Origin of the sequence: Actinospineispora spinosispora DSM 44797 (assembly GCF_000429025.1) — a bacterium.
In the GTDB taxonomy this organism is placed as follows: Bacteria; Actinomycetota; Actinomycetes; order Mycobacteriales; family Pseudonocardiaceae; genus Pseudonocardia; species Pseudonocardia spinosispora.
The window spans coordinates 105,144-127,551 of record NZ_AUBB01000027.1 but is presented as its reverse complement, the minus strand read 5'-3'; the positions used below and the strand labels follow the sequence as shown (position 1 = coordinate 127,551).

The 22,408-nt window shown below is 68.8% G+C and carries 23 protein-coding genes; 15 read left to right on the top strand and 8 right to left on the bottom strand.

Going from position 1 to position 22,408, the window contains the following annotated elements; genetic code table 11:
* Window positions 1-215: 215 nt before the first annotated feature.
* The 5 genes from G406_RS0113740 to G406_RS0113720 all read left to right on the top strand — a co-directional run bounded on the left by G406_RS0113740 (window position 216) and on the right by G406_RS0113720 (window position 6,591).
* Window positions 216-1,109 carry a hypothetical protein gene (locus tag G406_RS0113740; RefSeq protein WP_156934847.1) on the top strand — a complete coding sequence of 298 codons (894 nt, stop codon included), beginning with the start codon at window positions 216-218 and terminating at the stop codon, window positions 1,107-1,109.
* Window positions 1,106-2,344 carry a hypothetical protein gene (locus G406_RS0113735; protein ID WP_028934289.1) on the top strand — a complete coding sequence of 413 codons (1,239 nt, stop codon included), beginning with the start codon at window positions 1,106-1,108 and terminating at the stop codon, window positions 2,342-2,344. Before G406_RS0113740 ends, G406_RS0113735 begins: the two co-directional genes overlap by 4 nt.
* Window positions 2,345-2,400: 56 nt before the next feature.
* Entirely contained in the window at window positions 2,401-2,646 is a 246-nt protein-coding gene (locus G406_RS0113730; RefSeq protein WP_051342072.1) for a DUF3311 domain-containing protein, read from the top strand.
* Window positions 2,643-4,307: a monocarboxylate uptake permease MctP gene (mctP, locus tag G406_RS0113725; protein ID WP_028934287.1), complete on the top strand. Its 1,665-nt coding sequence runs from the start codon at window positions 2,643-2,645 to the stop codon at window positions 4,305-4,307. Before G406_RS0113730 ends, mctP begins: the two co-directional genes overlap by 4 nt.
* Window positions 4,308-4,419: 112 nt before the next feature.
* Window positions 4,420-6,591 (top strand): hypothetical protein, encoded by a 2,172-nt coding sequence (locus G406_RS0113720; RefSeq protein ID WP_028934286.1) that lies wholly within the window; start codon window positions 4,420-4,422, stop codon window positions 6,589-6,591.
* Window positions 6,592-6,689: 98 nt separating this feature from the next.
* Here the strand turns inward: G406_RS0113720 and G406_RS0113715 are convergent, their stop codons facing one another.
* On the bottom strand, window positions 6,690-7,034 hold the full coding sequence (locus G406_RS0113715) for a DUF3024 domain-containing protein (protein WP_028934285.1): 345 nt from the start codon (window positions 7,032-7,034) through the stop codon (window positions 6,690-6,692).
* An 82-nt stretch (window positions 7,035-7,116) separates the two neighbouring features.
* On the opposite strand from G406_RS0113715, the gene G406_RS0113710 reads away from it, so the two are divergent.
* Complete coding sequence (locus tag G406_RS0113710; protein ID WP_028934284.1) at window positions 7,117-7,716, top strand: peroxidase-related enzyme; 600 nt, start codon at window positions 7,117-7,119, stop codon at window positions 7,714-7,716.
* 3 nt (window positions 7,717-7,719) lie between these two features.
* On the opposite strand, the gene G406_RS0113705 is transcribed toward G406_RS0113710, so the two are convergent.
* The 3 genes from G406_RS0113705 to G406_RS0113695 are packed head-to-tail and all read right to left on the bottom strand — an operon-like array spanning window position 7,720 to window position 10,322.
* Entirely contained in the window at window positions 7,720-8,487 is a 768-nt protein-coding gene (locus tag G406_RS0113705) for an amino acid ABC transporter ATP-binding protein (protein ID WP_028934283.1), read from the bottom strand.
* Window positions 8,484-9,413 (bottom strand): amino acid ABC transporter permease, encoded by a 930-nt coding sequence (locus G406_RS0113700; RefSeq protein WP_028934282.1) that lies wholly within the window; start codon window positions 9,411-9,413, stop codon window positions 8,484-8,486. The genes G406_RS0113705 and G406_RS0113700 overlap by 4 nt, the downstream gene beginning before the upstream one ends.
* 6 nt (window positions 9,414-9,419) lie before the next feature.
* The gene (locus G406_RS0113695) at window positions 9,420-10,322 is read right to left on the bottom strand and encodes an ABC transporter substrate-binding protein (RefSeq protein WP_245607109.1); all 903 of its coding nucleotides are present in this window, start codon (window positions 10,320-10,322) and stop codon (window positions 9,420-9,422) included.
* A gap of 729 nt (window positions 10,323-11,051) precedes the next feature.
* Between G406_RS0113695 and G406_RS0113690 the strand changes: the two genes are divergently transcribed.
* On the top strand, window positions 11,052-11,876 hold the full coding sequence (locus tag G406_RS0113690; protein WP_028934280.1) for a DUF5919 domain-containing protein: 825 nt from the start codon (window positions 11,052-11,054) through the stop codon (window positions 11,874-11,876).
* Window positions 11,873-12,661 carry an inositol monophosphatase family protein gene (locus G406_RS0113685; RefSeq protein ID WP_028934279.1) on the top strand — a complete coding sequence of 263 codons (789 nt, stop codon included), beginning with the start codon at window positions 11,873-11,875 and terminating at the stop codon, window positions 12,659-12,661. Before G406_RS0113690 ends, G406_RS0113685 begins: the two co-directional genes overlap by 4 nt.
* Before the next feature lie 279 nt (window positions 12,662-12,940).
* Here G406_RS0113685 and G406_RS0113680 read toward each other — a convergent pair whose 3' ends face one another.
* The gene (locus tag G406_RS0113680) at window positions 12,941-14,518 is read right to left on the bottom strand and encodes an FMN-binding glutamate synthase family protein (RefSeq protein ID WP_028934278.1); all 1,578 of its coding nucleotides are present in this window, start codon (window positions 14,516-14,518) and stop codon (window positions 12,941-12,943) included.
* 163 nt (window positions 14,519-14,681) lie between these two features.
* On the opposite strand from G406_RS0113680, the gene G406_RS46730 reads away from it, so the two are divergent.
* The 6 genes from G406_RS46730 to G406_RS0113650 all read left to right on the top strand — a co-directional run bounded on the left by G406_RS46730 (window position 14,682) and on the right by G406_RS0113650 (window position 19,391).
* A complete protein-coding gene (locus G406_RS46730; protein ID WP_064742917.1) occupies window positions 14,682-14,966 on the top strand; it encodes an antitoxin in 285 nt (94 codons plus the stop codon).
* 181 nt (window positions 14,967-15,147) lie between these two features.
* Window positions 15,148-16,326 carry a thiamine pyrophosphate-dependent dehydrogenase E1 component subunit alpha gene (locus G406_RS0113670; RefSeq protein WP_028934277.1) on the top strand — a complete coding sequence of 393 codons (1,179 nt, stop codon included), beginning with the start codon at window positions 15,148-15,150 and terminating at the stop codon, window positions 16,324-16,326.
* Window positions 16,327-16,346: 20 nt separating this feature from the next.
* On the top strand, window positions 16,347-16,685 hold the full coding sequence (locus G406_RS0113665) for a DUF6247 family protein (RefSeq protein WP_028934276.1): 339 nt from the start codon (window positions 16,347-16,349) through the stop codon (window positions 16,683-16,685).
* A gap of 5 nt (window positions 16,686-16,690) precedes the next feature.
* On the top strand, window positions 16,691-16,939 hold the full coding sequence (locus G406_RS0113660; protein WP_028934275.1) for a hypothetical protein: 249 nt from the start codon (window positions 16,691-16,693) through the stop codon (window positions 16,937-16,939).
* Between the two features lie 128 nt (window positions 16,940-17,067).
* Window positions 17,068-18,042: an alpha-ketoacid dehydrogenase subunit beta gene (locus G406_RS0113655; RefSeq protein WP_051342058.1), complete on the top strand. Its 975-nt coding sequence runs from the start codon at window positions 17,068-17,070 to the stop codon at window positions 18,040-18,042.
* Window positions 18,043-18,047: 5 nt separating this feature from the next.
* Complete coding sequence (locus G406_RS0113650; protein ID WP_028934273.1) at window positions 18,048-19,391, top strand: dihydrolipoamide acetyltransferase family protein; 1,344 nt, start codon at window positions 18,048-18,050, stop codon at window positions 19,389-19,391.
* On the opposite strand, the gene G406_RS46725 is transcribed toward G406_RS0113650, so the two are convergent.
* The 3 genes from G406_RS46725 to G406_RS0113635 all read right to left on the bottom strand — a co-directional run bounded on the left by G406_RS46725 (window position 19,385) and on the right by G406_RS0113635 (window position 21,816).
* Window positions 19,385-19,855, bottom strand: a complete 471-nt coding sequence (locus G406_RS46725) for a MerR family transcriptional regulator (protein WP_051342057.1) — start codon at window positions 19,853-19,855, stop codon at window positions 19,385-19,387. The genes G406_RS0113650 and G406_RS46725 overlap by 7 nt on opposite strands.
* Window positions 19,856-19,871: 16 nt before the next feature.
* The gene (locus tag G406_RS0113640; RefSeq protein ID WP_028934272.1) at window positions 19,872-20,459 is read right to left on the bottom strand and encodes a TetR/AcrR family transcriptional regulator; all 588 of its coding nucleotides are present in this window, start codon (window positions 20,457-20,459) and stop codon (window positions 19,872-19,874) included.
* 514 nt (window positions 20,460-20,973) lie between these two features.
* A complete protein-coding gene (locus G406_RS0113635) occupies window positions 20,974-21,816 on the bottom strand; it encodes an alpha/beta fold hydrolase (protein WP_028934271.1) in 843 nt (280 codons plus the stop codon).
* A gap of 95 nt (window positions 21,817-21,911) precedes the next feature.
* Between G406_RS0113635 and G406_RS46720 the strand changes: the two genes are divergently transcribed.
* Entirely contained in the window at window positions 21,912-22,388 is a 477-nt protein-coding gene (locus G406_RS46720; protein ID WP_051342070.1) for an FxsA family protein, read from the top strand.
* The last annotated feature ends 20 nt before the right edge of the window (window positions 22,389-22,408 follow it).

Below are 22,408 nucleotides of genomic sequence, written 5' to 3'. Positions count from 1 at the left end.
GAGATGCCTTGGAGCCGGGGCACAGAGGGATCAGAAGCTACGGGCCTGCACGGAGGATGAGTGCAGCCCGCCGGGCCTGCGGATCCCTCGTGAGTGCTGAGGCCGCCTATAGCCGGTCTTGCCACTCACGACGGAAAAGCTGTCGTGAGTGGCAAGACCGGCTACGCTTCGCGCCCCTTCGGGGTAGACGGCCTCATCACTCACGAGGGGGTGGCGTGGTTAGAGCGGTTGTTGTTGTGGTGTTGGGGTTGCTGGGGGTGGTCGTCAGCAACGGGGTGGCGCTGGCGCACGCGGGTGGGCTCAGCTCGTCGACCAACGAACCGGTGGTCCTGCGGGTGGAGCCCGCGGTGCCGGGTGTTGACGTGACCGTCGTCGAAGCCGGTGCCCGGCTGCGGTTGGTCAACCACACCGGCCAGCGGGTCGCGGTGACACCACCGGCGGGATCGGTGATCAACGCCTTGCCGAGCGTCGACGCCGGTGACACCGCGCTGTGGAGCGATCCCCGGGTCGTCGCAGCCGCCGCCACTCCTCGCCCGGCCGATGCGCGGCTGGACTGGCGGATTCCGCTGACGGTCGGGGACCGTGCGGTGGCGGTGCTCGGCGAGCAGCGTTGGCCCGCACCTCCCGACGCCGCGCTGTGGTGGCTGCTGCTGGTGATCGTCGGCGCGGTCCCGGTCGTGCTGGTCGCGCTGGGCGCGGGGGTGGCTCGATGGGGCCTGGCGGTGTGCACCGCCGCGGTGATGGTGTCGCACATCGTGCACATGTACGGGTCGGCGCTGGTCGTGGCCGAGGGGCGGCTGGTTTGGGTGTTCCTCGCCGCGTCCGGGTTCGCCGTGGTCGGCTGGCCTATCGGGGTGGCGGGCGCCTGGCTGACCGCGCGGAACCGACCGGCCGGACCGCTGCTGTGCTGTGTGTCCGGCGCCCTGCTGGCGATCATCATCGCGCCGGCCGACCTGTTCAGCTTCCACGACCCGGTGATCCCGTTCGCCTGGGGCGCCGATCTGGACCGGCTGCTCATCGCGCTCACCGTCGGCGGTGGCCTCGGCGTGCTGTTCGCCGCCTGGCTGCTCATGCGCCGCGCGCCCGCCGCGGTCGGCGACGCCGCATGATCGTGCTCGCGCACGGCATCGGGGGTCGCGCGGACCTGCCGTTGCCGGGCGAGCTGGTGCTGCAGGCCGGTGGGTTCGTGGTGCTCGTGTCGTTCCTCGCGGTGGGGCTGGCCTGGCGGAAGGCGCGGTTCCCGACGCCGCCTCGGCTCCCGTGGGCGAGCGGGCCGAGGGCGGTCTGGGTCCTGCGCTGGCTCATGGTCGCGTTGCTCGGCTACCTGCTGGGCCAGGCGTTCCTCGGTGACCAGGACCCGAACCACAACCCGGCGCCTCGGGCCCTGTACGTGCTGCTGTGGGTGGGCATCGTCCCGGCGTCGCTGCTGTTCGGACCGGTCTGGCGGGCGCTCAACCCGCTCCGAGCCCTGCACCGGGCAGTCGCGGCCGCGCTGCGGTTGCCGGTCGACGGCGCCCGGGAGCTTCCGGGGCGGACCGGCTACTGGCCCGCCGCGTTCGGGCTCACCGTCTTCGTCTGGCTGGAGCTGGTCCCGGACGCCCGCGCCGAGCCGTTCGTCGTGGGCACCTTCATCGCCGCCTACGTCGTGCTGACCACCGCCGCTGCCACGGTCTACGGGCAGCGCTGGTTCGACCGAGGTGATCCGTTCGAGGCCTACTCGACGCTGGTCGCGTCGCTGTCGCCGGTGGGAAGGGGGCCGGGGCGACGAAACCCGTTCGTCGGGCTGAACACCGTGACACCCGGCCCGGGGCTCGTCGCGCTGCTCGCCGTCTGGTGGGGCTCGACGGTGTTCGACGGCGTGTCCGGCACCCCGTGGTGGGCGACGACCGGCCCGAAACTCGCGCGGGCCTCGGGCATCCCGGCCGAGCTGATCTCCACCGTTGTTCTGCTAGCTCTCATCGCGCTCGTCGCGGTCAGCTACCGGCTGGCCACCGGCGTGCTCGCCACCTACCTGGTCAGCACGCTCATCCCGATCGCCGTCGGCTACACCATCGCGCACTACGCGTCGTTGCTGCTGGTGGAGGGCCCGCGCGGGGCCGCGCAGCTGGTCGACCCCTCGGCCGGTCCGTCGACGTTGCTGCCGGCGCCGTTGCTGATCGCGGCCATCCAGGTCGCCGCGATCCTGGTCGGGCACGTGGTCGGCGTGATCGCCGCGCACGACCGGGTTCTTGCGCACGACGGCCCCCAGGTGACCGAGAGCAGACGTCTCGCGGACGAAATCCCGCTGGTCCTGATCATGATCGTGTACACCATGGTCGGGCTTTATCTTCTTGTGATCGCGTAACCGGCGCGGAAGAGGCAGACTTGCGCGTCGGCATACACCCGATCGAGGGAGACATCATGCGCCGGAGCGGGTGGAACCTGCTGCTCCTGGTTCCGTTCCTGATGTTGGTCACTCCGTGGCTCAACTTCGACCAGCCTCGGCTGCTCGGCCTGCCGTTCTTCTACTGGTCGCAGTTCGCGTTCGTCCCGATCGGCGTGGTCTGTGTCGCGGTGGTCTTCCGGATGACCAGGGATGACACCACGCCGCCCGCGCCCGGTACGCCGGGCGGTGTCGACGAGCTGGACGAGGGAGCGCAGCGATGATCCACTGGGTCGAGCTGACCGTGTTCACCATTCTGTTCGTGGTCGTCGCGGTGATGGGGTTCGTGGCCTCCCGCTGGCGCTCCGGCGCCACGATGGACCACCTCGACGAGTGGGGTCTTGGCGGGCGCAAGTTCGGGTCCTGGATCACCTGGTTCCTGGTCGGCGGTGACCTGTACACCGCGTACACGTTCGTCGCGGTGCCCGCGTTGCTGTTCGGCGCCGGAGCGCTCGGCTTCTACGCGCTGCCCTACACAGTGCTGGTGTATCCGATGGTGTTCTTACCTGTGCTGCGGTTGTGGTCGGTGTCGCGCGTGCACGGCTACGTCACCCCGGCGGACTTCGTCACCGGCCGCTACGGCAGCCCGATCCTCGGTCTGATGATCGCGGTCACCGGCATCGCCGCGACGATGCCCTACATCGCGCTGCAGCTGTCCGGCCTCGAAGCGGTGCTGCGCACGATCGGTCTCAACGGCTCCGGCCTCTCCGGGCACCTTCCGCTGTTCATCGCGTTCCTGGTGCTGGCGCTCTACACCTACCAGTCCGGGCTGCGCGCGCCCGCGCTGATCGCGTTCGTCAAGGACATCCTGATCTACCTGGTCATCCTGGTCGCGGTGTTCTACCTGCCGACGAGGTTCGGCGGCTGGAGCCACATCTTCGACGTCTCGGCCGCGAAGCTGGCCCAGCCGAGCCCGACCACCGGTGCTCCGACCGGCTCGGTCCTGCTGACCGCGACGAACCAGCTGCAGTACATCACCCTGGCGTTCGGTTCGGCGCTGGCGTTGTTCCTCTACCCGCACTCGCTGACCGGCGTGCTCGCCTCCCGGGGCCGGGTCGTGCTGAAGCGCAACATGGTGGCGCTGCCGGCGTACTCGCTGCTGCTCGGCCTGCTCGCGCTGCTCGGATATGTGGCGATCGCGGCGGGCGTCAAGCCGATCACCAACAACGCGACCGGCAGGCCGGACACCAACACCGTCATCGCCGTGCTGTTCCAGAACGAGTTCAGCTCGTGGTTCGCCGGGATCGCGTTCGCCGCGATCGGCATCGGCGCACTGGTGCCGGCGGCGATCATGTCGATCGCGGCGGCGAACCTGTGGACCCGCAACATCTACAAGACCTACCTCAAGCGGGACGCGACACCGCAACAGGAGGCCAAGCAGGCGAAGCTGGCCTCGCTCGTGGTGAAGGTCGGCGCGGTGCTGTTCATCGTCGGTGTCGACCCGCAGTTCTCGATCGACCTGCAGCTGATCGGCGGCGTGATCATCCTCCAGACGCTGCCGGCGGTGGCGATCGCGCTGTACACCCGCTGGCTGCACCGATGGGCGCTGGCGGCGGGTTGGTTCATCGGCCTCGCCTACGGCCTGTACCTGCTGTACCAGATTCCGAACCCGGCGGCGAAACGCCTGCACTTCGGCGGGTCCGCACTGACCCTGGACAAGCTGGACTTCCTCGGGCTGCAGCCGTTCGCGGGCTCGAAGGTGCAGATCTATGTCGGGTTCGTGGCGCTGGTGCTCAACCTGGTGGTGGCTGTCGTGGTGAGCCTGATCCTCCGGCGGACGACGGTGTCCAACGGGACGGACGAGACGGCTGCCGAGGACTACCACGTCGACGAGCACAGCCCCAGGGTCAAGCCCATTGCGGAGAGTGTTCCGACGACCACGTAGCGATTGCTCTCAGTAACTTTTTCCATCTTTTTGCACCAGAAGGTGGAACGTTTTGGGTCCCTGTTCGATACAGAATGTGACGAGCGGCCACGGGGGCCAGAGGAGGTGCCTAGTGCTTGATCTCGGCGCTGCGGAAAAGGCCGAGAGGCCTGCAGCGGTCGGCGGTCCGATCGATCCCGCGATCGGACTCGTCGAAAGGCTGGTCGGCCCGACGGCCGGGCAGGACGGTGCGGAGAAGAGCGCTGGTCAGAGCTCACCGGTGGCACGTGCGGCCGAGGAGATCCGCCGCAGGGTCGCGGCCGGTGAGACCCCGGTCGGGTTGTACCGGTTGTCCGAGGTCATCACACCGAGGTCGGCTCCCGCGCCCAGGACCCCGATCGGTGAACCGGATGCCGTCGTCGAGGTGGCCCGCCGCTACCCGTGTGCCGTGCTGGACGCGGCGGACGCCGCCGGGATCGCGCAGGGCCTGGCCGGGCTGCTGACCGACGGCCGCAGGGTCGTGGTCACCGGCGCCGATGTCGACGGTCTCGCCGCGGTGCGTGGTGCGCTGCCCGAACCGATGCGCAGGCTGTGCCTCGACGGTGAGCTGCCACTGTCCGACGCCGAGCTGCGTGAGCTGCGGTGGTTGATGGTGACCGGGACGCCGCAGCGTCAGCAGCGGCTCGGCCAGGTACTGCCGGAGCCGCAGCTGGTCCCGACGGTCGACCGGGTCGCGCAGCTGTGCCGCGCCGCCGGCGGCCGGGGCTACCCGCCTCGGGAGGCCGCCGACCTGATCCCCGAGCTGCTCGGGGGCCTGACCCCGACCCGGCTGCAGGGGCTGATCTCGACGGCTCAGCGCTTCCAACGTGCGCTGGCCTCGGTGGACAGCACCACGAGCACCGGCGCCGCCGGATACCGGGACGCATCCTGGGCGCGCCCGCTGTTGGAGCGGGTCCTGTTCGGTTCCGCCCGCCCCGGTTTCGAACGGCTGCTGAAGCGCTCGGCCGACATCGTGTCCTCCGCCGAGACCCTGAACACGGCGGCGGACCGGATGGCGGTCGTCGGCGACCTGCCCTCCGACGCCGTGGAGCAGCTCAACCGCTACGCCGACTACCTGGACGGCGGCGGCAAGGCGAAGACCTACTTCCGGTCGCAGCAGCAACGCGCGGTCGAACCGACGCTGGCGCATCTGCAGCTGGACGGCGTACCGATGAAGGACTCCCGGCTGCTGCGCCAGGCGGTCGCGTTCATCGAGCTGATCGAGGCGATGGGCAAGCTCAGGCAGGCCTGCCAGAACCTGGACGTGCCGGCGCCGAACGACGTGCCGGCGGTGTCCGAGCTGAACCGCAGGCTGACCCGCATCGACGAGTCGGTGCGCGCCGTCGAGGCACTGCGTCACGAGGTGCTGTTCATCCACCCGTCGAGCCCGGTGTCGATCCCCGACCTGGCGACGGCGGAGACGGTCGCCGCGAACATCGTCGCCTCCGGCGGCGCGGACCAGATGGCCGATGCCCGCACCCAGCTGGGCATCCTCGCGGACGGCCTGGAGCGATCGCTGGCCGAGGTGGACTCCGAGCACCGCGCGGCGCCGGAGTTCGAGGGGCTGATCGAGCCGCTGCGCGCGCACAACCTGCCCGACTACCTGGATGCGCTGTCCGAGCTGTCCGCCGCGCGCCGGCAGTGGGCCGACCAGCACCGGGTCGCCGAGCTCATGGGCAGGCTGCGTGAGGCCGCGCCGGAGCTGGCGAGCGCGTGGGACGAGGCGGAACACGCGGTCACCCAGGGCACCGCGCGGTTCGTCGGACTGGAGGAGCTGCTCACCGGCCTACCGGACGCGGACACCGCCGACCTGGTCCTGCTGCTGGGCGCCGACCATCTGCCGACGGCGAACCTGCTGGTCACCGCGGCGGCACCCCGGCTGCTGGCCGTCGGCAGCGGCTTCGCGACGACGCCGGTGTCCGCATCGGAGGACACGGTGCTGTCGGTGCTGCGTCGCGCGGGTGTGCCGGTCATCGTGACCGCCACCTCGACCGGCGCACACGCGATGAGGTCGGACAAACCGGCGACCACGAAGCAGCCCGAGGCCGAGCCGGCAGCGGTGCGGCCGGAGGAGCCGAAGCCGCCGAAGCTCGTCGCGGTGCCGTCCGAGCCCGAGCCGGCGAAGAAGCCGGAGCCCGAGGCGACACCCACCGAGGAGGAGGCCGCGTTCATGGTCCTCCCCCTGGGCATCGTCCCCAGGCAGACCGACCGCAAGGCAGCCGAGGCAGCCGAATCCACCGGCGAGTCGGGCCGCTCAGCACACTGAGTCGGTCACCCCAGCACACCCATCATGATCATCACCGTCTGAGGGCTGTTTCGGGCGGGAAAACAGCCGTGAGGCGGTGGTGATCATGGCGTCCCCGGCTAGCCCCAGAAGATCGACGTTGGGTCTGCGGCGATCTCGTCCAGCAACGGTTCCAGTGTGCTGGCCGGGGAGTGGTCGTAGCGCTTCCAGCCTGGCTCGTCACCGCCGGTCGGCAGGTAGATGCGCCACAGGCCCTTCTCCGGCGCGTTGTAGCGCAGCCGGGCGACCGGGGTCGCCGACCATGCCGAGTTCAGTTCCGGATAGGTGGGGGGCCGGCGTTCCACGATGGTGATTTCGTCACCGTGGATGGTGTAGGCGACTTGCAGAGACCCTCTGGCCTGCTCGGGCACACGTTCGGCGCACCAGCGGCTGAGCAGCGGCTGGTACTCCTTCGGCATGGGCATCACTTCATAATCCAGGTATCGGCCTCAGGATGCGAGCAGCTCAACAGATTGCACAGCGACGCACCCGACTACCGTGCACGGTATGAGTGCCGAGGAGCAGGAACGTCAGGTCAGCCGGTTCGGTGTGGTCGAGCCCGCGGATCTGCCGGCCGACCTGCGGGAACGGATCGAGGCGATCGCCGAGAAGTCCGGCTTCGTGCCGAACATCTTCCGCGCGCTGGGCCGCCGTCCCGCCGAGCTGCGCGCATTCCTGGACTACCACGACGCGCTCATGACCCCCGGCGACACCGAGCCGACGCTGAGCGCGGCGGAACGTGAGCTGGTCGTGGTGGCCACCTCCGGCGCGAACCACTGCACGTACTGCATCGTGGCGCACGGCGCGATCCTGCGGATCCGCGCGAAGGACCCGGAGCTGTCCGACCAGGTCGCCGCGAACCCGTGGGGCGTCGAGCTGAACGACCGTCACCGCGCCATCGTCGACCTGGCGCTGCACCTGGCGACCGACTCCGCGACCGTCGGCGAACCCGACCTGGACCTGGCGCGCGAAGCCGGCCTCACCGACGACGAGATCTGGGACGTCGGGGCGATCACCGCGCTGTTCGCGATGTCCAACCGCCTCGCGCACCTGACCGCCCTGCGCCCCAACCCCGAGTTCTACCTGATGGGCCGGCTCCCCCGATAAGCCCTACAGCACCTTCGACAGGAACGTCTGGGTGCGCTGGTGGGCCGGATTGGTGATCACGTCACGCGGCTTGCCCGCTTCGACGACGACCCCGCCGTCCATGAAGACCAGCGAGTCGCCGACCTCACGCGCGAAGCCCATCTCGTGCGTCACGACGATCATGGTCATGCCGTCCTCGGCGAGCTGACGCATGACCGACAGCACATCGCCGACCAGCTCGGGGTCGAGCGCCGAGGTCGGTTCGTCGAACAGCATGAGCTTCGGCTTCATCGCCAGCGCACGGGCGATCGCCACCCGCTGCTGCTGCCCGCCGGACAGCTCCGTCGGGTAGTGGTCCAGCTTGTCGCCCAACCCGACCTGTTCGAGCAGCTCGGTGGCGCGCTTGCGGGCCGTCGCACGGGACTCGCGGCGCACCGTCATGGGAGCTTCCATGATGTTCTCCGCCGCCGTGCGGTGCGGGAACAGGTTGAACCGCTGGAACACCATGCCGATGTCCCGGCGGCGCACCGCCACCTCGGACTCGCGCAGCTCGTGCAGCTTCCCGCCGTGCTCGCGGTAGCCGACCAGCTCACCATCGACGTACAGCCGGCCCGCGCTGACCTTGTCCAGGTGGTTGATGCAGCGCAGGAACGTCGACTTCCCAGATCCGGACGGGCCGATGATGCACATGACCTCCCTCGGCATGACCTCCAGGTCGATGCCGCACAGCACCTGGTTGCTGCCGAAGCTCTTGCACACCTGCTCGGCCTTCACCATCGGTCGATCACTCATGCCCGGTCCCCCTTCGTCCGGCCGATCCCGAACAGCCGGGACGGCAGCCCCGGCGTCTCCGTGCGGGTGGTGCCCCGGCCGTAGTACCGCTCCAGGTAGGACTGGCCGACGGTCAGGATCGAGGTCAGCACCAGGTACCAGAGTGCGACCACGAGCAGCAGCGGGATGGTCTGCAGGTTGCGCGAGTAGATCGTCTGCGCCGCGGTCTGCAGTTCGTAGTAGCCGATGACCACGACCAGCGACGTGGTCTTCAGCATGGAGATCGTCTCATTGCCGGTCGGCGGGATGATCACCCGCATGGCCTGCGGCAGGACGATCCGGCGCAGCGTCTGAACCCTGCTCATGCCCAGCGCGCCGGCCGCCTCGGTCTGCCCTGGGTCGATCGACAGGATGCCGCCGCGCACGATCTCGGCCATGTACGCGGCCTCGTACAGCCCGAGACCCAGCAGACACGCGGTGAACTGCACGATCAGTTTGTTCGTGTCGAACGTGACGAACTCCGGTCCGAACGGGATGCCCAGCCCGAGAGTCGGGAACAGCGCGGCCAGGAAGTTCCAGAAGATCAGCTGGGTGATCGGTGGAACGCCCCGGAAGAACCAGATGTAGGTGGACGAGACGCTGCTCAGCACCGGGTTCGGGGACAGCCGCATGACCGCCAGCAGCAGGCCACCGACGACCGCGATCAGCATCGCCAACGCGGTCAGCAGCAGGGTGTTGCGCAGCCCCGCCATGATCGGCGCGGAGAACAGGTACTGACCGACGGTGTCCCAGTGGAACCGGGGGTTGGTGAACAGCGTGTGCACCAGCTGCGCGGCGAGCACCACGAAGACCGCGGCCGCGATCCACCGCCCGGTGTGCCGGACCGGGACCGCCTCGATCGGCTCAGTGGTTGGCTGTTCCGGAGCGGGAGCTGATGCCTGGACCACGACGGATCACTTCTCCCACTGCGAGGTGGCGAGCGCCCCGTCGGACAGGTTCCACTTCTTCAGGATGGTGGCGTACGTGCCGTCCGCGATGAGCGCCTGCACAGCACCCTGGATGGCCTTGCCGAAGTCACCCTTGCCCTTGGCGATGGCGATGCCGTACGGGGTCGTGCCGTACTGCTGCCCGACCGTGGCGACCGCCCCGTCGGTGGTCGTCTCGGCGTAGGACACCACCGCCGAGTCGGCGAGCATGCCCGAGATCCGGTGCGCGGTGAGCGCCAGCGTCACGTCGGTCTGCTGCTGCAGTGACGTCACGTTGATGGCCGGCTTGCCTTCGGTGGTGCACTTGGCGCTGCGTTCGGACAGCTCCTGGACCTGGGCGGTACCCAGCTGCACGCCGATGTTGCGGCCGCACAGGTCGTCCACGTTGAGGTTCTCCGGGTTGCCCTTGAGCGAGCCGAGCTTGGTCCCCGCGTTGAAGTAGCTGACCATGTCGACGCTCTTCAGACGTTCGGGGTTGATGAAGAACGAGGACATGCCCCACTCGTACTTGCCGGCGTTGAGGCCGGGGAGGATGCCGTCGAACTGGGAGTTCTGGAACTCCGCGGTGAGCCCGAGCTTCTGCGCGATGGCCTTGCCGAGGTCCGCGTCCAGCCCGATGATCGTCCGGCCGTCGGTGTCGACGAACTCGCTCGGCGGGTACGACGCGTCGGAGCCGACCACGATCTTGCCGTCGGCCGCGATGTCCGCCGGGACGAGCTTCGCCAGCGCGTCGTCCTTGGCGGCGGCCGGCGCGGCGCTGTCGCTGGTCGGGGCACCGCTGCCACCGGCACCGCAGGCGCTGAGCAGAAGGACGGCCGATGCGAGGCCGAGTGCGAGCAGACTGTGACGTCCTCGACGGATCACGGCCACCTCTTCTCCGAAGTTGGGGTGAAGTTCACCGCATCGTGCCAAACTGCGCCCATTCAGGTAAGCGTTTGCTCCGATCAGTCGCCAAATGGAAACCGGCTTGACGAAGATTTGAGGTCGGAGCCCGGTTCCGGCAGGAGAAATCGGGGCTCCCAGGCTAGCCCGCCGAGACGATCCTCAAGATCACCACCGCCTCACGGCTGATTCACCCCAACGAATCAGCCTTCAGACGGTGATGATCTCGGACTCCGGGCTCGGTCCCGACGGAGTCGGGAGCTGCCGGGTTCGTCAGCGCCTGCGGAACTGGAAGGCGAAGCGCGTCCAAGAACCGCGTACTGGTGGCGGACCGCGGCGCAGTTCTCTGCAACGGGCGCATCGAGGGCCTGGTGGCGCGGTCATGGCAGCAGGCGTCAGCCACGTGTCGCAGATCGCCAGGTACCAGCCGCTGCGTGCCTCGATCTCCTTGGCCATTTCGTCCAAGGTGACGCAATGTTCGCGGGCGGACTGTGAGCTGGTCATCCACAGTACGAACCGGCTGGTAGCGCCGTTCTGGCCGGCGTTGCTCGGATGTGAGTCTCGGGCCTGCACTGGTTTTCCCCCGGATCGAACGATCACTGTCGACCGCTAGCGTCGGGGCGAATTCGTCTCGTAGAGGCGACTTGTGTGTCTCCTCTGGGACCTCCGGTGCTCGATTGGTCTCGTCTTTGTCTCATCGGCTGCTAGGTTCCGCCCGTGGAGCCGCACGGGACCCTTCTCAAACAGTTGCTCCGGCACAGGCACCTGCAGGGGCATCGAGCGTTCTGCCGTGAGTACGACCGGGTAGCGCGGTCACTGGACCGTTCGTTGGTCGGTAAGTGGCCGGGCAAAGCTCAGTTCTACCGGTGGCTGGCCGGTGATCTGGCTGGTCTGCCCTACGCCGACCACTGCCTCATCCTGGAGAAGATGTTCCCCGGGCGTTCGGCTCTCGAACTGTTCGAACCCTCGGCCGTCGAGCCGACCGCAGGTGCCGTCGTACCGAGCACTCTCGACCTAACGGGGGTTTTCCGGACACGTGCCGAGTTCACCCAGGCGATGCCACCGAGTGTGATCTTCGACGGCGCACGCAGGCTGCGCTGTTGTGGTCTGTCGCTCAATCTGATCTGCCAGCAGTACTCCGACGCGGGTCTCCGAGCGATCGTGGAGGGTGGCGCGACGGTCGAGTGTCTGTTCCTGGACCCGGAAGGCGAGGAGATCGAGCTCCGCGAGCAGGAGGAGGGTCACGCTGAGGGACATCTGCGTTCGCTGACCAGACTGAACATTCAGGTGTTGCGCCGTCTAAGCACTCAGCTTTCCGATGAGGCTCGGGACAGGCTGGAGCTGCGGACCTATGGCGGCCCGTTGCGCTTCAACATCACGATCGTCGACGAGTGGTTGTGCATCGCACAGCCCTATCTACCGTTCGCGCGAGGTGTCGAGTCGCCGACCTTCGTCACCGACCGCCGGATCAGCGAGACCGGCCTCTTCGAGACCTTCCAACAGACCTACACCGCGCTGTGGGAAGCGGGGCGGCGGACATGAAGCCTGCCGAGGGCCTCTCAGTCGCGTTGCGCGCGGTCGCTGTCGGTGCGGACGTCGTGACATCCCGCGCCCCCGGACAGGTGGCGCTCAAAGGGGACCGCGACATGGCCAGCGAGGTCGATTTCGAGGTGGAGCGCACGCTGCGGGCCTTCCTTCGCGACGAGACCCCGGACGTCGGCTTTCTGGGTGAGGAGGACGGCGGCGAGGAAGCTGACAGCGAGTGGATCTGGACGCTCGACCCCGTTGACGGTACCGCGAACTTCGTCCACGGAGTTCCGCTCTGCGCCGTCTCACTGGCGTTGGTCCGTCGAGGTACACCGGTGGTTGGCGTCGTCTCGCTGCCGATGCTGGGTCGTACCTACTCAGCGGCACAGGGTGAGGGCGCCCACCGCAACGGCGTACCGATTCGGGCGAGCGGTACCGATCAGCTCACGGACGCCATCGTGGCGATCGGGGACTACGCGGTGGGCCCACTCGCGTCCCGCAAGAACGTTCGGCGGTTCGCGCTTACTCAGCTGCTGGTGGAGCGGGTGCAGCGCATCCGCATGCTGGGTTCCGCCGCGATCGACCTGGTCTGGGTCGCCGAGGGGCTGCTCGACGCGTGTGTCGCGCTGTCGAACAAGCCCTGGGACGTGAACGCGGGCGTGATCATCGCGCGGGAGGCGGGTGCGGCCGTGATCGACCTGGCGGGTCAGGCGCACACGGCGGCATCGACGGCGACGGTCGCAGTGGCGCCGGGAATCGCTGATGGACTGGTCGAGCTGTTCGACAGGCTCGACGGGTGACGCTCAGGAAGCGGATGCCGTGGGGCCGGGCGGTGTGAAGGCCGGCCGCTCATAGTCGGCTCCGCAGGTCTCCCCGGAGGGGGTTCAGTGCGAGCACTGCAAGAAACGCAACGGGCGAAGCAGAACGCGAACAGTCGGCCGCGCGTCAGCGACGGCAGCGAAGCCGGAGCGAAGCGACCGGCGAAGCCGCCGTAAGTTTCCGGTCGCGGGCCCCTCGAGGCGAAGCCGATGAGGGGTCCCGACCGGAAACTTGGACGCGCGAAGAGCCGGCCAGAGAACTCAGAAGTAGTCGGGGGTCGCGGCCTTCCAGTCCGTTGCCCAGGCGGCCGGGGGGTCGGTGAGCAGCTCTTCGGGCTCCAGCCAGTCGTAGAGCTCGGCGTAGCTGCGCATCTCGGTGGGGGCGATGCGGCGGCGTAGCAGGCCGGGGTGCAGCTCGTCGGGGTTGTGGATGCCCAGTGACGCCATGATCTGGGTGGCGCTGCGGACCGTCGCGCGCTGAAATCGCTCGACCCGCATCGACTTGTCGGCGACGTCGAGCGCGCGGGCGCGGCGCGGGTCCTGGGTGGCGACGCCGACCGGGCAGGTGTTGGTGTGGCAGGTCTGGGCCTGGATGCAGCCGACGGCGAACATCATCGCGCGGGCGGCGTTGGTGTAGTCGGCGCCCTGGATGAGGCGCTTCACGATGTCCGACCCGCTGGACACCTTGCCCGACGCACCGATCTTGACGCGGCTGCGCAGCCCCGTGCCGACCAGCGCGTTGTGCACCGTGATCAGCCCCTCGGTGAGCGGCGTGCCGATGTGGTCGAGGAACTCCAGCGGCGCTGCCCCGGTGCCGCCCTCGGAACCGTCGACGATGATGAAGTCGGGCGCGGTACCGACCTCCAGCATGGCCTTGCAGATCGCCAGCATGTCGCGGCGCGAGGTCACGCACAGCTTGAAACCGACCGGTTTGCCGTCGGTCAGCTCACGCAGCTGCGCCATGAACGCGATCAGCTCGACCGGCGTGGAGAACACCCGGTGCGACGGCGGCGAGATGACCGTCTTGCCCTGCGGCACCCCACGCACGGCGGCGATCTCGGCGTTGACCTTCGGGCCGGGCAGCACGCCGCCGAGGCCCGGTTTGGCGCCCTGGGACAGCTTCAGCGACACGCAGCGGACGCTCGGTTGGGCGGCCTTCGCGGCGAACATCACCGGGTCGAAGTCGCCGCCCTCGGTACGACAGCCGAAGTAGCCGGTGCCGATCTCCCAGATCAGGTCGCCGCCGGGGCGAAGGTGGTACTCGGACAGCCCGCCCTCGCCGGTGTCGTGCGCGAACCCGCCGCGCGCGGCGCCGGTGTTCAGCGCCAGGATCGCGTTCGAGGACAGCGAGCCGAACGACATCGCGGACACGTTGAGCAGCGACATGTCGTACGGCCGGCGGCACTCCGGTCCGCCGATGCGGACCCTCGGTGGCTCCTCCGGCGTCGGCAGCGGACACATCGCGTGCACGAAGTGCTCGTAGCCGGTCGCGTACACCTCGCGCTCGGTGCCGAACGGCTCCTCCGCCTCGGTGGCCTTCGCCCGCTGGTAGACCAGCGACCGCGCCTCCCGGTCGAACGGCTCGCCGTCGGTGTTGCTCTCGATGAAGTACTGCTGGATTTCCGGGCGGATCGATTCCATCAGAAACCGCATATGGCCGGCGACCGGATAGTTCCGCAGAATCGAATGCTCACGCTGCACGACGTCGTACACACCGAGCAGGCACACCGCGAGCAGCGGTACGGCGGCGAAACCCCACCAGGGGCTCACCCCGACCGTCAGAACCAGACTGCCGGCGGCAAGCAGCACGACCAGCGCGAATGTGGTGAAGCGCGTCACGGATGACCACGCTATTCCTCACACCGCGACCCCGCTCGGCCACCACTCGAAATTGATAAACCCACAGGTTATTTCGTTATATCTCCTAACGGACCCGGCCCGGAACCTGAGACACCGTCCGATACGTTGTCCCCAGGGGAGAGCAGTCAGAAGGGATTTCGCCATGTCGCTGATCAAGAAGCTGGCCGTGCTCGGAGCCGCCGCCGAGGCCGCCCGCCGCTACGCGCAGAAGAACCCGGACAAGGCCCGGGAGTTCGCCGACAAGGCCGCCCAGTTCGCCGACCAGCGCACCAAGGGCAAGTACAGCAACCAGATCGACTCGGCCAAGCGCAAGCTCGCCGACGTCGGGGGGTTCTCCGAGCAGCCGCCTCCGGTACAGGCGACCGCGGTGATCGACCCGGTCACCCCGTCGGGCGCGCCGAGGCCCACGCCGTACAAGCGCGGCTGAGTCGCCCGGGCGGCGCGCACGTGCCAGGATGGCCGGTAGCGAGTTGGTCATCATCTCGTCGGCGTTGACGGGACGGGTGACCTCTCGGACTCCGCCCTGACCTGGGCGCCGGGTTCGGATCGCTGCCGAAGCTCCCTGGGCCGCCACAAGCGGCCCGGGGACCAGACGCTGAGGAGCCGCGATGTCCACTCCGCCCGGATTCCCCGGTTTTCCTGAGCCCGCGCCGACCGCCGAGCAGGTCATCGCCGGTTTGCGCGGTACCGACGAAGGCAGCGAGGACCTCGTCCAGGTCCTCACCCCGGAAGGCATCCGGCTGCAGGTGCCCTGGGTGGACGAGCACCTGGGCGACATCGGGGTCGACCAGCTCAAGGACCTCTACCGGGACATGGTGCTGGTGCGCCGGGTCGACCGGGAAGCCAGCGCGTTGCAGCGGCAGGGCCAGCTCGGCATCTGGGTGCCGCTGCTCGGCCAAGAGGCCGCGCAGATCGGCGCCGGCCGGGCACTCGCCGCGCGGGACATGGCTTTTCCGAGCTACCGCGAGCACGGCGTCGCGTGGTGCCGAGGTATCGACCCGACGCAGCTGCTCGGCATCTTCCGGGGCACCGACCACGGCAGCTGGGACCCGGCCGAGACCGGTTTCCACCTGTACACGATCGTCATCGGCAACCAGTGCCTCAACGCCGCCGGCTATGCGATGGGCCAGAAGTTCGAAGGCAAGGTCGGGGACAGCGAGACCGGCGAAGCCACCATCTGCTTCTTCGGCGACGGCGCCACCTCGCAGGGCGACGTGCACGAGGGTTTCGTCTGGTCGGCGGTCTACGACGCGCCCGTGGTGTTCTTCTGCCAGAACAACCAGTGGGCCATCTCCGAGCCCCTCGAACGCCAGACCAGGGTTCCGCTCTACCAACGCGCCCGCGGCTACGGCTTCCCCGGCATCCGGGTCGACGGCAACGATGTCCTGGCCACGCTGGCGGTCACCCGGTGGGCCCTGGACGAGTGCCGCTCCGGCAACGGGCCGGTGCTGATCGAGGCGTTCACCTACCGCATGGACGCGCACACCAGCTCCGACGACCCCACCCGCTACCGCCTCGCCGACGAGCTGGAGCTGTGGAAGCTGAAGGATCCGATCGAACGGGTCCGGGTCAACCTGGTCCGTGAACACCAGGTCGAACAGTCCTACTTCGACGGCATCGGCGCCGAGTCCGACGAGCTCGCCGCGAGGCTGCGCGAGTACTGCTCGACGATGCCCGAGCCCGGCCCGGAACGGATGTTTTCGCAGGTCTACGCCGAGTCGTCAGCTCCGCTGGAGGCCCAGCGGGAGGCGTTCCTCCGATATCACGCCTCCTTCGAAACCAGCTGATGTCGCGCTACGATGACCCGATGACAGCAGCCAGAGTCGATGATCACTCGCCGCGCGGCGGCCTGCGCTGGCTGCTGACCGCGTCCCCGGCCGAGGTGCGTGCGTGCCTGATTCCAGAAGAGGCCGCCCAGTTCGACGAGGACTGGCGCGAAGCGCTGATGCGTGCGGTCCACGAGCTGGATCTCACCGAGGTGCACGCGGTTCTTGATTCCTGGCGCCGAACCGCGATAGTGACGCAGGCCAAAGGGCCAGATGCCTACCGGACGATGCTGGAAAGTGCTGCGCGGCGCCTACGTACGGGGGAACGAGCCGAGGGCGCGGTGCCATGGAGCGAGATTAAGGCGAGACTCGGCCTGTAGAAGTCGTGTACCACGTTGATGTTGATCCGACTCTTGAAGCGCAGATCAGTGCACTTCCTGCCTCGCTGCTCAACGCTCTGGCGGAGGCGATCGCCATGCTTGAACTGACGCCGTGGAATTGCCCGCCGATCAACGAGGACAACCCGTCAGGCGCCGTTCGAACGATCCTGCTCGGCGACGACTGCATCCTCACCTTCTTGATTCTCGAGGACCAGCACAGAGTCGATCTGCTCGAAGTAGTGTGGCTGGGCTGACGGCCCGCGGGACGACACCGGCCGTGCCAGGATGGGCGGCAACGGTCAGCTCGCGTCTCACCTGACGCGGGATGCCGGGCCCGAGTTCGTCCGCGCCGTCACGAGCGGCCGCGCTGGGAGGATGCCCGATGGCGACGATCACCATGGCGAAGGCGCTCAACAACGGGTTACGCGCGGCGATGGAGCGCGACCCGAAGGTTCTGGTGATGGGTGAGGACGTCGGCAAGCTCGGCGGCGTCTTCCGGATCACCGACGGGCTGCAGAAGGACTTCGGTGAGCAGCGCGTGCTCGACACGCCACTCGCCGAGTCGGGCATCATCGGCACCGCCATCGGGCTGGCGATCCGAGGGTTCCGGCCGGTGTGTGAAATCCAGTTCGACGGGTTCGTGTTCCCCGGGTTCGATCAGATCGTCTCCCAGCTGGCGAAGCTGCGGTACCGCTCACAGGGGCGGGTGCCGATGCCGGTCGTCGTGCGCATCCCGTTCGGCGGCGGGATCGGCGCGGTCGAGCACCACTCGGAGTCGCCGGAGTCGCTGTTCGCGCACGTCCCGGGCCTGAAGGTGGTGGCGTGCGGCAACCCGGTCGACGCCTACTGGATGATCCAGCAGGCGATCGAGTGCGACGACCCGGTGATCTTCTTCGAACCGAAGCGGCGGTACTGGGAGAAGGCGGAGCTGGACCTCGACACCGAGCCGCCGCCGCTGTTCACCTCACGCGTGCTGCGCTCCGGGGACGCGGTGACGGTGGCTGGCTACGGGCCGATGGCCCGGACCTGCCTGGACGCGGCCGTCGCCGCCGCGCAGGACGGGCGCGAGCTCGAAGTGATCGACCTGCGGTCGCTGTCCCCGCTCGACCTCGGTCCGGTGTACGAGTCGGTCCGGCGCACCGGCCGGCTCGTCGTGGTGGCCGAGGCACCGTCCGAGGTGTCGGTTGCCGCCGAGGTCGCGGCCAGGGTGCAGCAGGACTGCTTCTACTCCCTCGAAGCCCCGGTGCTGCGGGTGACGGGCTTCGACACGCCCTATCCACCGTCGCGCTGCGAAGAGGACTATCTGCCCGACCTCGACCGGGTGCTCGACGCCGTCGACCGCTCGCTGGCCTGGTGAGCGGCATGCGCCAGGTGTTCCGGCTCCCCGACGCCGGTGAGGGACTGACCGAGGCCGAGATCCTGTCCTGGCAGGTCGCGGTGGGCGACACGGTGGCGGTCAACCAGATCATCGTGGAGATCGAGACGGCGAAAGCCGCCGTGGAGCTGCCTTCGCCGTATGCCGGCACGGTCGCCGAGCTGCTGGTCGAACCTGGGACGACGGTCGAGGTCGGCACCCCGATCATCGCGATCAGCGACGGCGCCGACGAGCCGAGCACCCAGACAGCTCCCGCGCCGGCTCCCGCTGACGAACCGGCCGGCGCGAAGATCGGCGAACCCGGCGCGGACGGCCGCATCGCCAACCTGGTCGGCTACGGCCCCCGCCCCGGCTCAGTCACCCGCCGCCCCCGCAAGCCAGCCACCCCAGCCCCTACAGCCACCCCAGCCGGTGGCACGAATGTGGCTATGGAGACGGTGAACGTCCCTAAAGCCACATTCGTGCCGTCGGAATCGGAGCGGCGGACCGTGCCGTTGGCCAAGCCGCCGGTGCGGAAGCTGGCTCGGGAGCTGGGGGTTGATCTTCAGGGGGTTGACGGGAGCGGGCCTGGTGGCACGATCACCCGGGATGACGTGCGGCAGAGCACCTCGTCGGCGCCGCCGGTTGCCTCGGGTGGGGAGCGTCGGGTGCCGATCAAGGGCGTCCGCAAGGCCACCGCGGCGGCGATGGTCGACAGTGCGTTCAGCGCACCGCACGTCACCGAGTTCCTGACGGTGGACGTCACGCCGATGATCGAGCTGCGTGACCAGCTGCGCACCACGGCCGCGTTTCGCGACGTGAAGCTCAGCCCGCTGGTGTTCGCGGCCAAGGCCGTGTGTCTCGCCGCGCGGCGCACCCCGGAGGTCAACGCGCACTGGGACGACGACGCCCAGGAGATCGTCTACTACGACCACGTGCAGCTGGGGATCGCCGCCGCGACACCGCGTGGTCTCGTCGTGCCGAAGATTCGGGACGCGGACACGTTGTCGCTGGTGGAGCTGGCCGGTGCGCTCGCGGAGCTGACCGCGACCGCGCGATCGGGCAAGACACCACCGTCGGACATGGTGGGCGGCACGTTCACCATCACGAACGTCGGGGTGTTCGGGGTGGACACCGGTACCCCGATCCTGAACCCGGGCGAGGCCGCGATCCTGGCGCTCGGCGCGGTCAAACAGGCGCCCTGGGTGGTGGACGGGCAGCTCGCGGTCCGGACCGTCTGTCAGCTCGCCTTGTCCTTCGACCATCGCCTCGTCGACGGTGAGCAGGGGTCGCGGTTCCTGGCCGACGTCGGCGCGCTGCTGGCCAACCCCGCGGTCGCCATCACCTACTGATCGGCCCTGGTGGGCCGGCGCATCGGCTGCAGCGGTGGCGGCTGGTCGCGCAGGTCGCCGCCGAGCAGCTGCTCGACGGCGGCATCGATGTGCTTGCGGTACTCAGGGCACTCGTCCATTCGCTGGTGCGTGCACACCGTCGTGTGCGACAGCATCTCCCTGACCTGCGTCGCATGGGCGATGAGCCGGTCCAGCTCGGCGATCCGGATGAGTGCGAGCTCCTTCATCCTGGCGACGTCGCCCGCGTCCCGGTGGAACAGCTCGGACATCTCGCGCAGGGTCAGGCCGGCGCGCTGCCAGTGGTCGATCGTGGCCAGCTGACGCAGACCGGTCGCGTCGTAGAAGCGGCGACCACCGGCGCGGCCCGCCGGGTGGAGCAGGCCTTCACGCTCGTAATGGCGCAGCGCGGACGGGGCGAGACCGGTCAGTTCCGCGACTTCACCGATGTCCCAGGTCTTCCCCATGAGCTTGAAGCGTACTTCAACTGTGTGGTGCGGCGGCTCGCCAGTGCTCGACCAGCAGGGTCAGGCGCTCGTGGGCCTGCTCGGGGCGTAGCCGGTTGCCCGCGGTCAGGGTGGCGAGGCCGTGCAGCGTGGCCCAGGCCAGTTCGGTGCGGGTCTCCAGGTGAGCTGTTCCGGTCGCGGCGCCGAGCGTGTCGCGCATGACCTCGAAGGCGGTGCGCAGTGCCGGTGGTGTGTCGGCTCTGGCGAAGGTCAGGTCGGTGTCCATGCTGAACATGGCGGCATAGACAGCGGGGCGCAGTTCGGCGAACCGTAGATAGCCCCGTGCCAGCGCGCCCAGGGCACTGGCCGAGTCCGGCGCGGCGGACACGTCGGCACGCAGGGTGTCGGCGAACTCGACGAAGCCCTGCAGCGCCACGGCGCCGACGATCGCGTCCTTGCCCGCGAAATGGCTGTAGAGGACCGGCTGGCTGTACTCGATGCGATCCGCGAGGCGGCGCGTGGTGACCGCGTCCCACCCTTCCGACTCGGCGATCCCGCGTGCGGTGTCGATGATCAGTTGATGTCGCTCGGCGCGTTGCCGCTCGCGCCGATCCTGGGCGGCCATGGGGCGAAACCCTAGCACTGCTAGACTTGCCTGTTTCGCGCGCCATCGTTCCCGGAAGGCCCTCCGGGCCGACCGGGAACGATCCCAGGCGGAGGCCCTGGCGGGCCTCTGCATGGAGGTTTTTCCGAGTGGTCCCCCATACCCTTCGGGCATGGGGGACCACTCGGAAAAATGTCGCCTTCGGCGACGCGCGCGCTTGGGGTCACCCTGGGAGCCGCCACTCATGCACTACCCGCCTTCGGCGGAACCCCTTCGGGCGCCTCTGCGGGGCCTGCTACGCACCGGGCCTCGTCACATTCCCGGTGTGAGGCGAGGGGTGCAGATGCGATGCGCATCCCACACGACACCTGCGCGGGCACACAAGGAGCCGTGAGTGTTTTGGGTTGCCCTGGCAACCCAAAACACTCACGGCTCCTTTCCAGCTGCGGGTGTACGTGTGTCTGTGAAGCCGGCTCCGCGAGTCTCCGAAGGAGTTCCGGCGAAGGCCGGGCAGTGAATGTCCGCAACAACTCGCTCAGCGCGAAACAGGCCCAAAAGACGCGAAGTGCGGGAGGAGCAGCGCGGCCGTTTCGGCGGGGGCCTCGTCGGGGATCCAGTGGCTGACGCCGTGCAGGGTCTCCAGCTGGTACGGGGCGTCCACGTACTTCGCGCAGCCCTGGACGCCGGTGGGGTGGACGAACGTGTCGTTGTCGCTCCAGATGAACAGCGTCGGCGTCCGCACCGGGTCGCCCGCATGCCTCGGGTCGAGGAACGGCATGGCGCGGTACCAGTTCACGGCTCCGGTCAGCGCGTCGGTACCGGTGAACGCGGCCGCGTCGCGGCGGGCCCGTTCGTCGGTCTGGCCGCTGCGCACCAGACCGGTGACCATGAGCCGGCGCAGCACGAACTCGGGCAGGAACGGCAGCTGGAAGAAGTACATGTACCAGGACTTGAGCCCCTGCACGCTGGTCACCATCGCGCGCAGGAACGCACCGGGGTGCGGGACGGACACCGCGGTCAGGCTGTACAGCTTCTCCGGGTTGTTCGCGCCGAGTCCCCAGGCCACCGCGGAACCCCAGTCGTGGCCGACGACGTGCACCTTGCCGCCGTAGTGGTCGATCACCGCGACCGCGTCGGCGACCAGCTCGCTGATCCGGTAGGCGCGCCTGCTCTTCGGCCGGGCGCCCGGGGAGTAGCCGCGCTGGGTCATCGCGAGAGTGCGGTAGCCGGCGTCGTTGAGCAGCGGTACGAGTGCGTCCCAGCTGTCCGCGTGCTGGGGGAAGCCGTGCAGCAGCAACACCGGTTCGCCGTCGACGGGACCGGATTCGGTGACGTTGAATGCCAGCCCGTCGCGGGTGATCTGCGTTGCCTGAACCATGACACCGACCCTGTCATGTTCCGATCGTGCACGGAATCCCTCATTCGGGAGCACAAGCGCTTGATCGAACGTTGGAGGGGTAGGAGGTCGTGGAGATGCGCTGGTTCCTGATGTACGCGGTGGTCGAGGTGGTGGCGCTTGCCGCCGTGGTCGCCTGGCTCGGTTTCGGCTGGACGTTGCTGTTGTTGCTGGCCGGGGCGATGCTCGGGATGTGGTTGGTGCGCCGGGAGGGCGCCCGTGCCGCGCTGGCGACGGCCGAGGCCGTACGTGGTGGCCGGACGGCGCACGCCGAGCTGACCGACGGTGCACTGATCGGTGTTGCCGGTCTGCTGATCCTGGTGCCGGGCGTGGTCAGCGACGTGCTCGGTCTGCTGCTGGTGTTGCCGCCGGTCCGGGCGCTGGTGCGCGGCCGGTTGGTCCGTCAGGCCGAGCAGCGCTCGCCGCTGCTGCGCAACGTCCGCATCCGCACCGGCGGCCCTGTGATAGACGGAACGGTGGTAGAGGGAACCGTGGTTGACACGGGCCCCAAGCCGCCGAGCCCTCCGACGGCCCGCCGCCCCCTGGAGGGCTGACAATCCCCCGACTCGCGCCG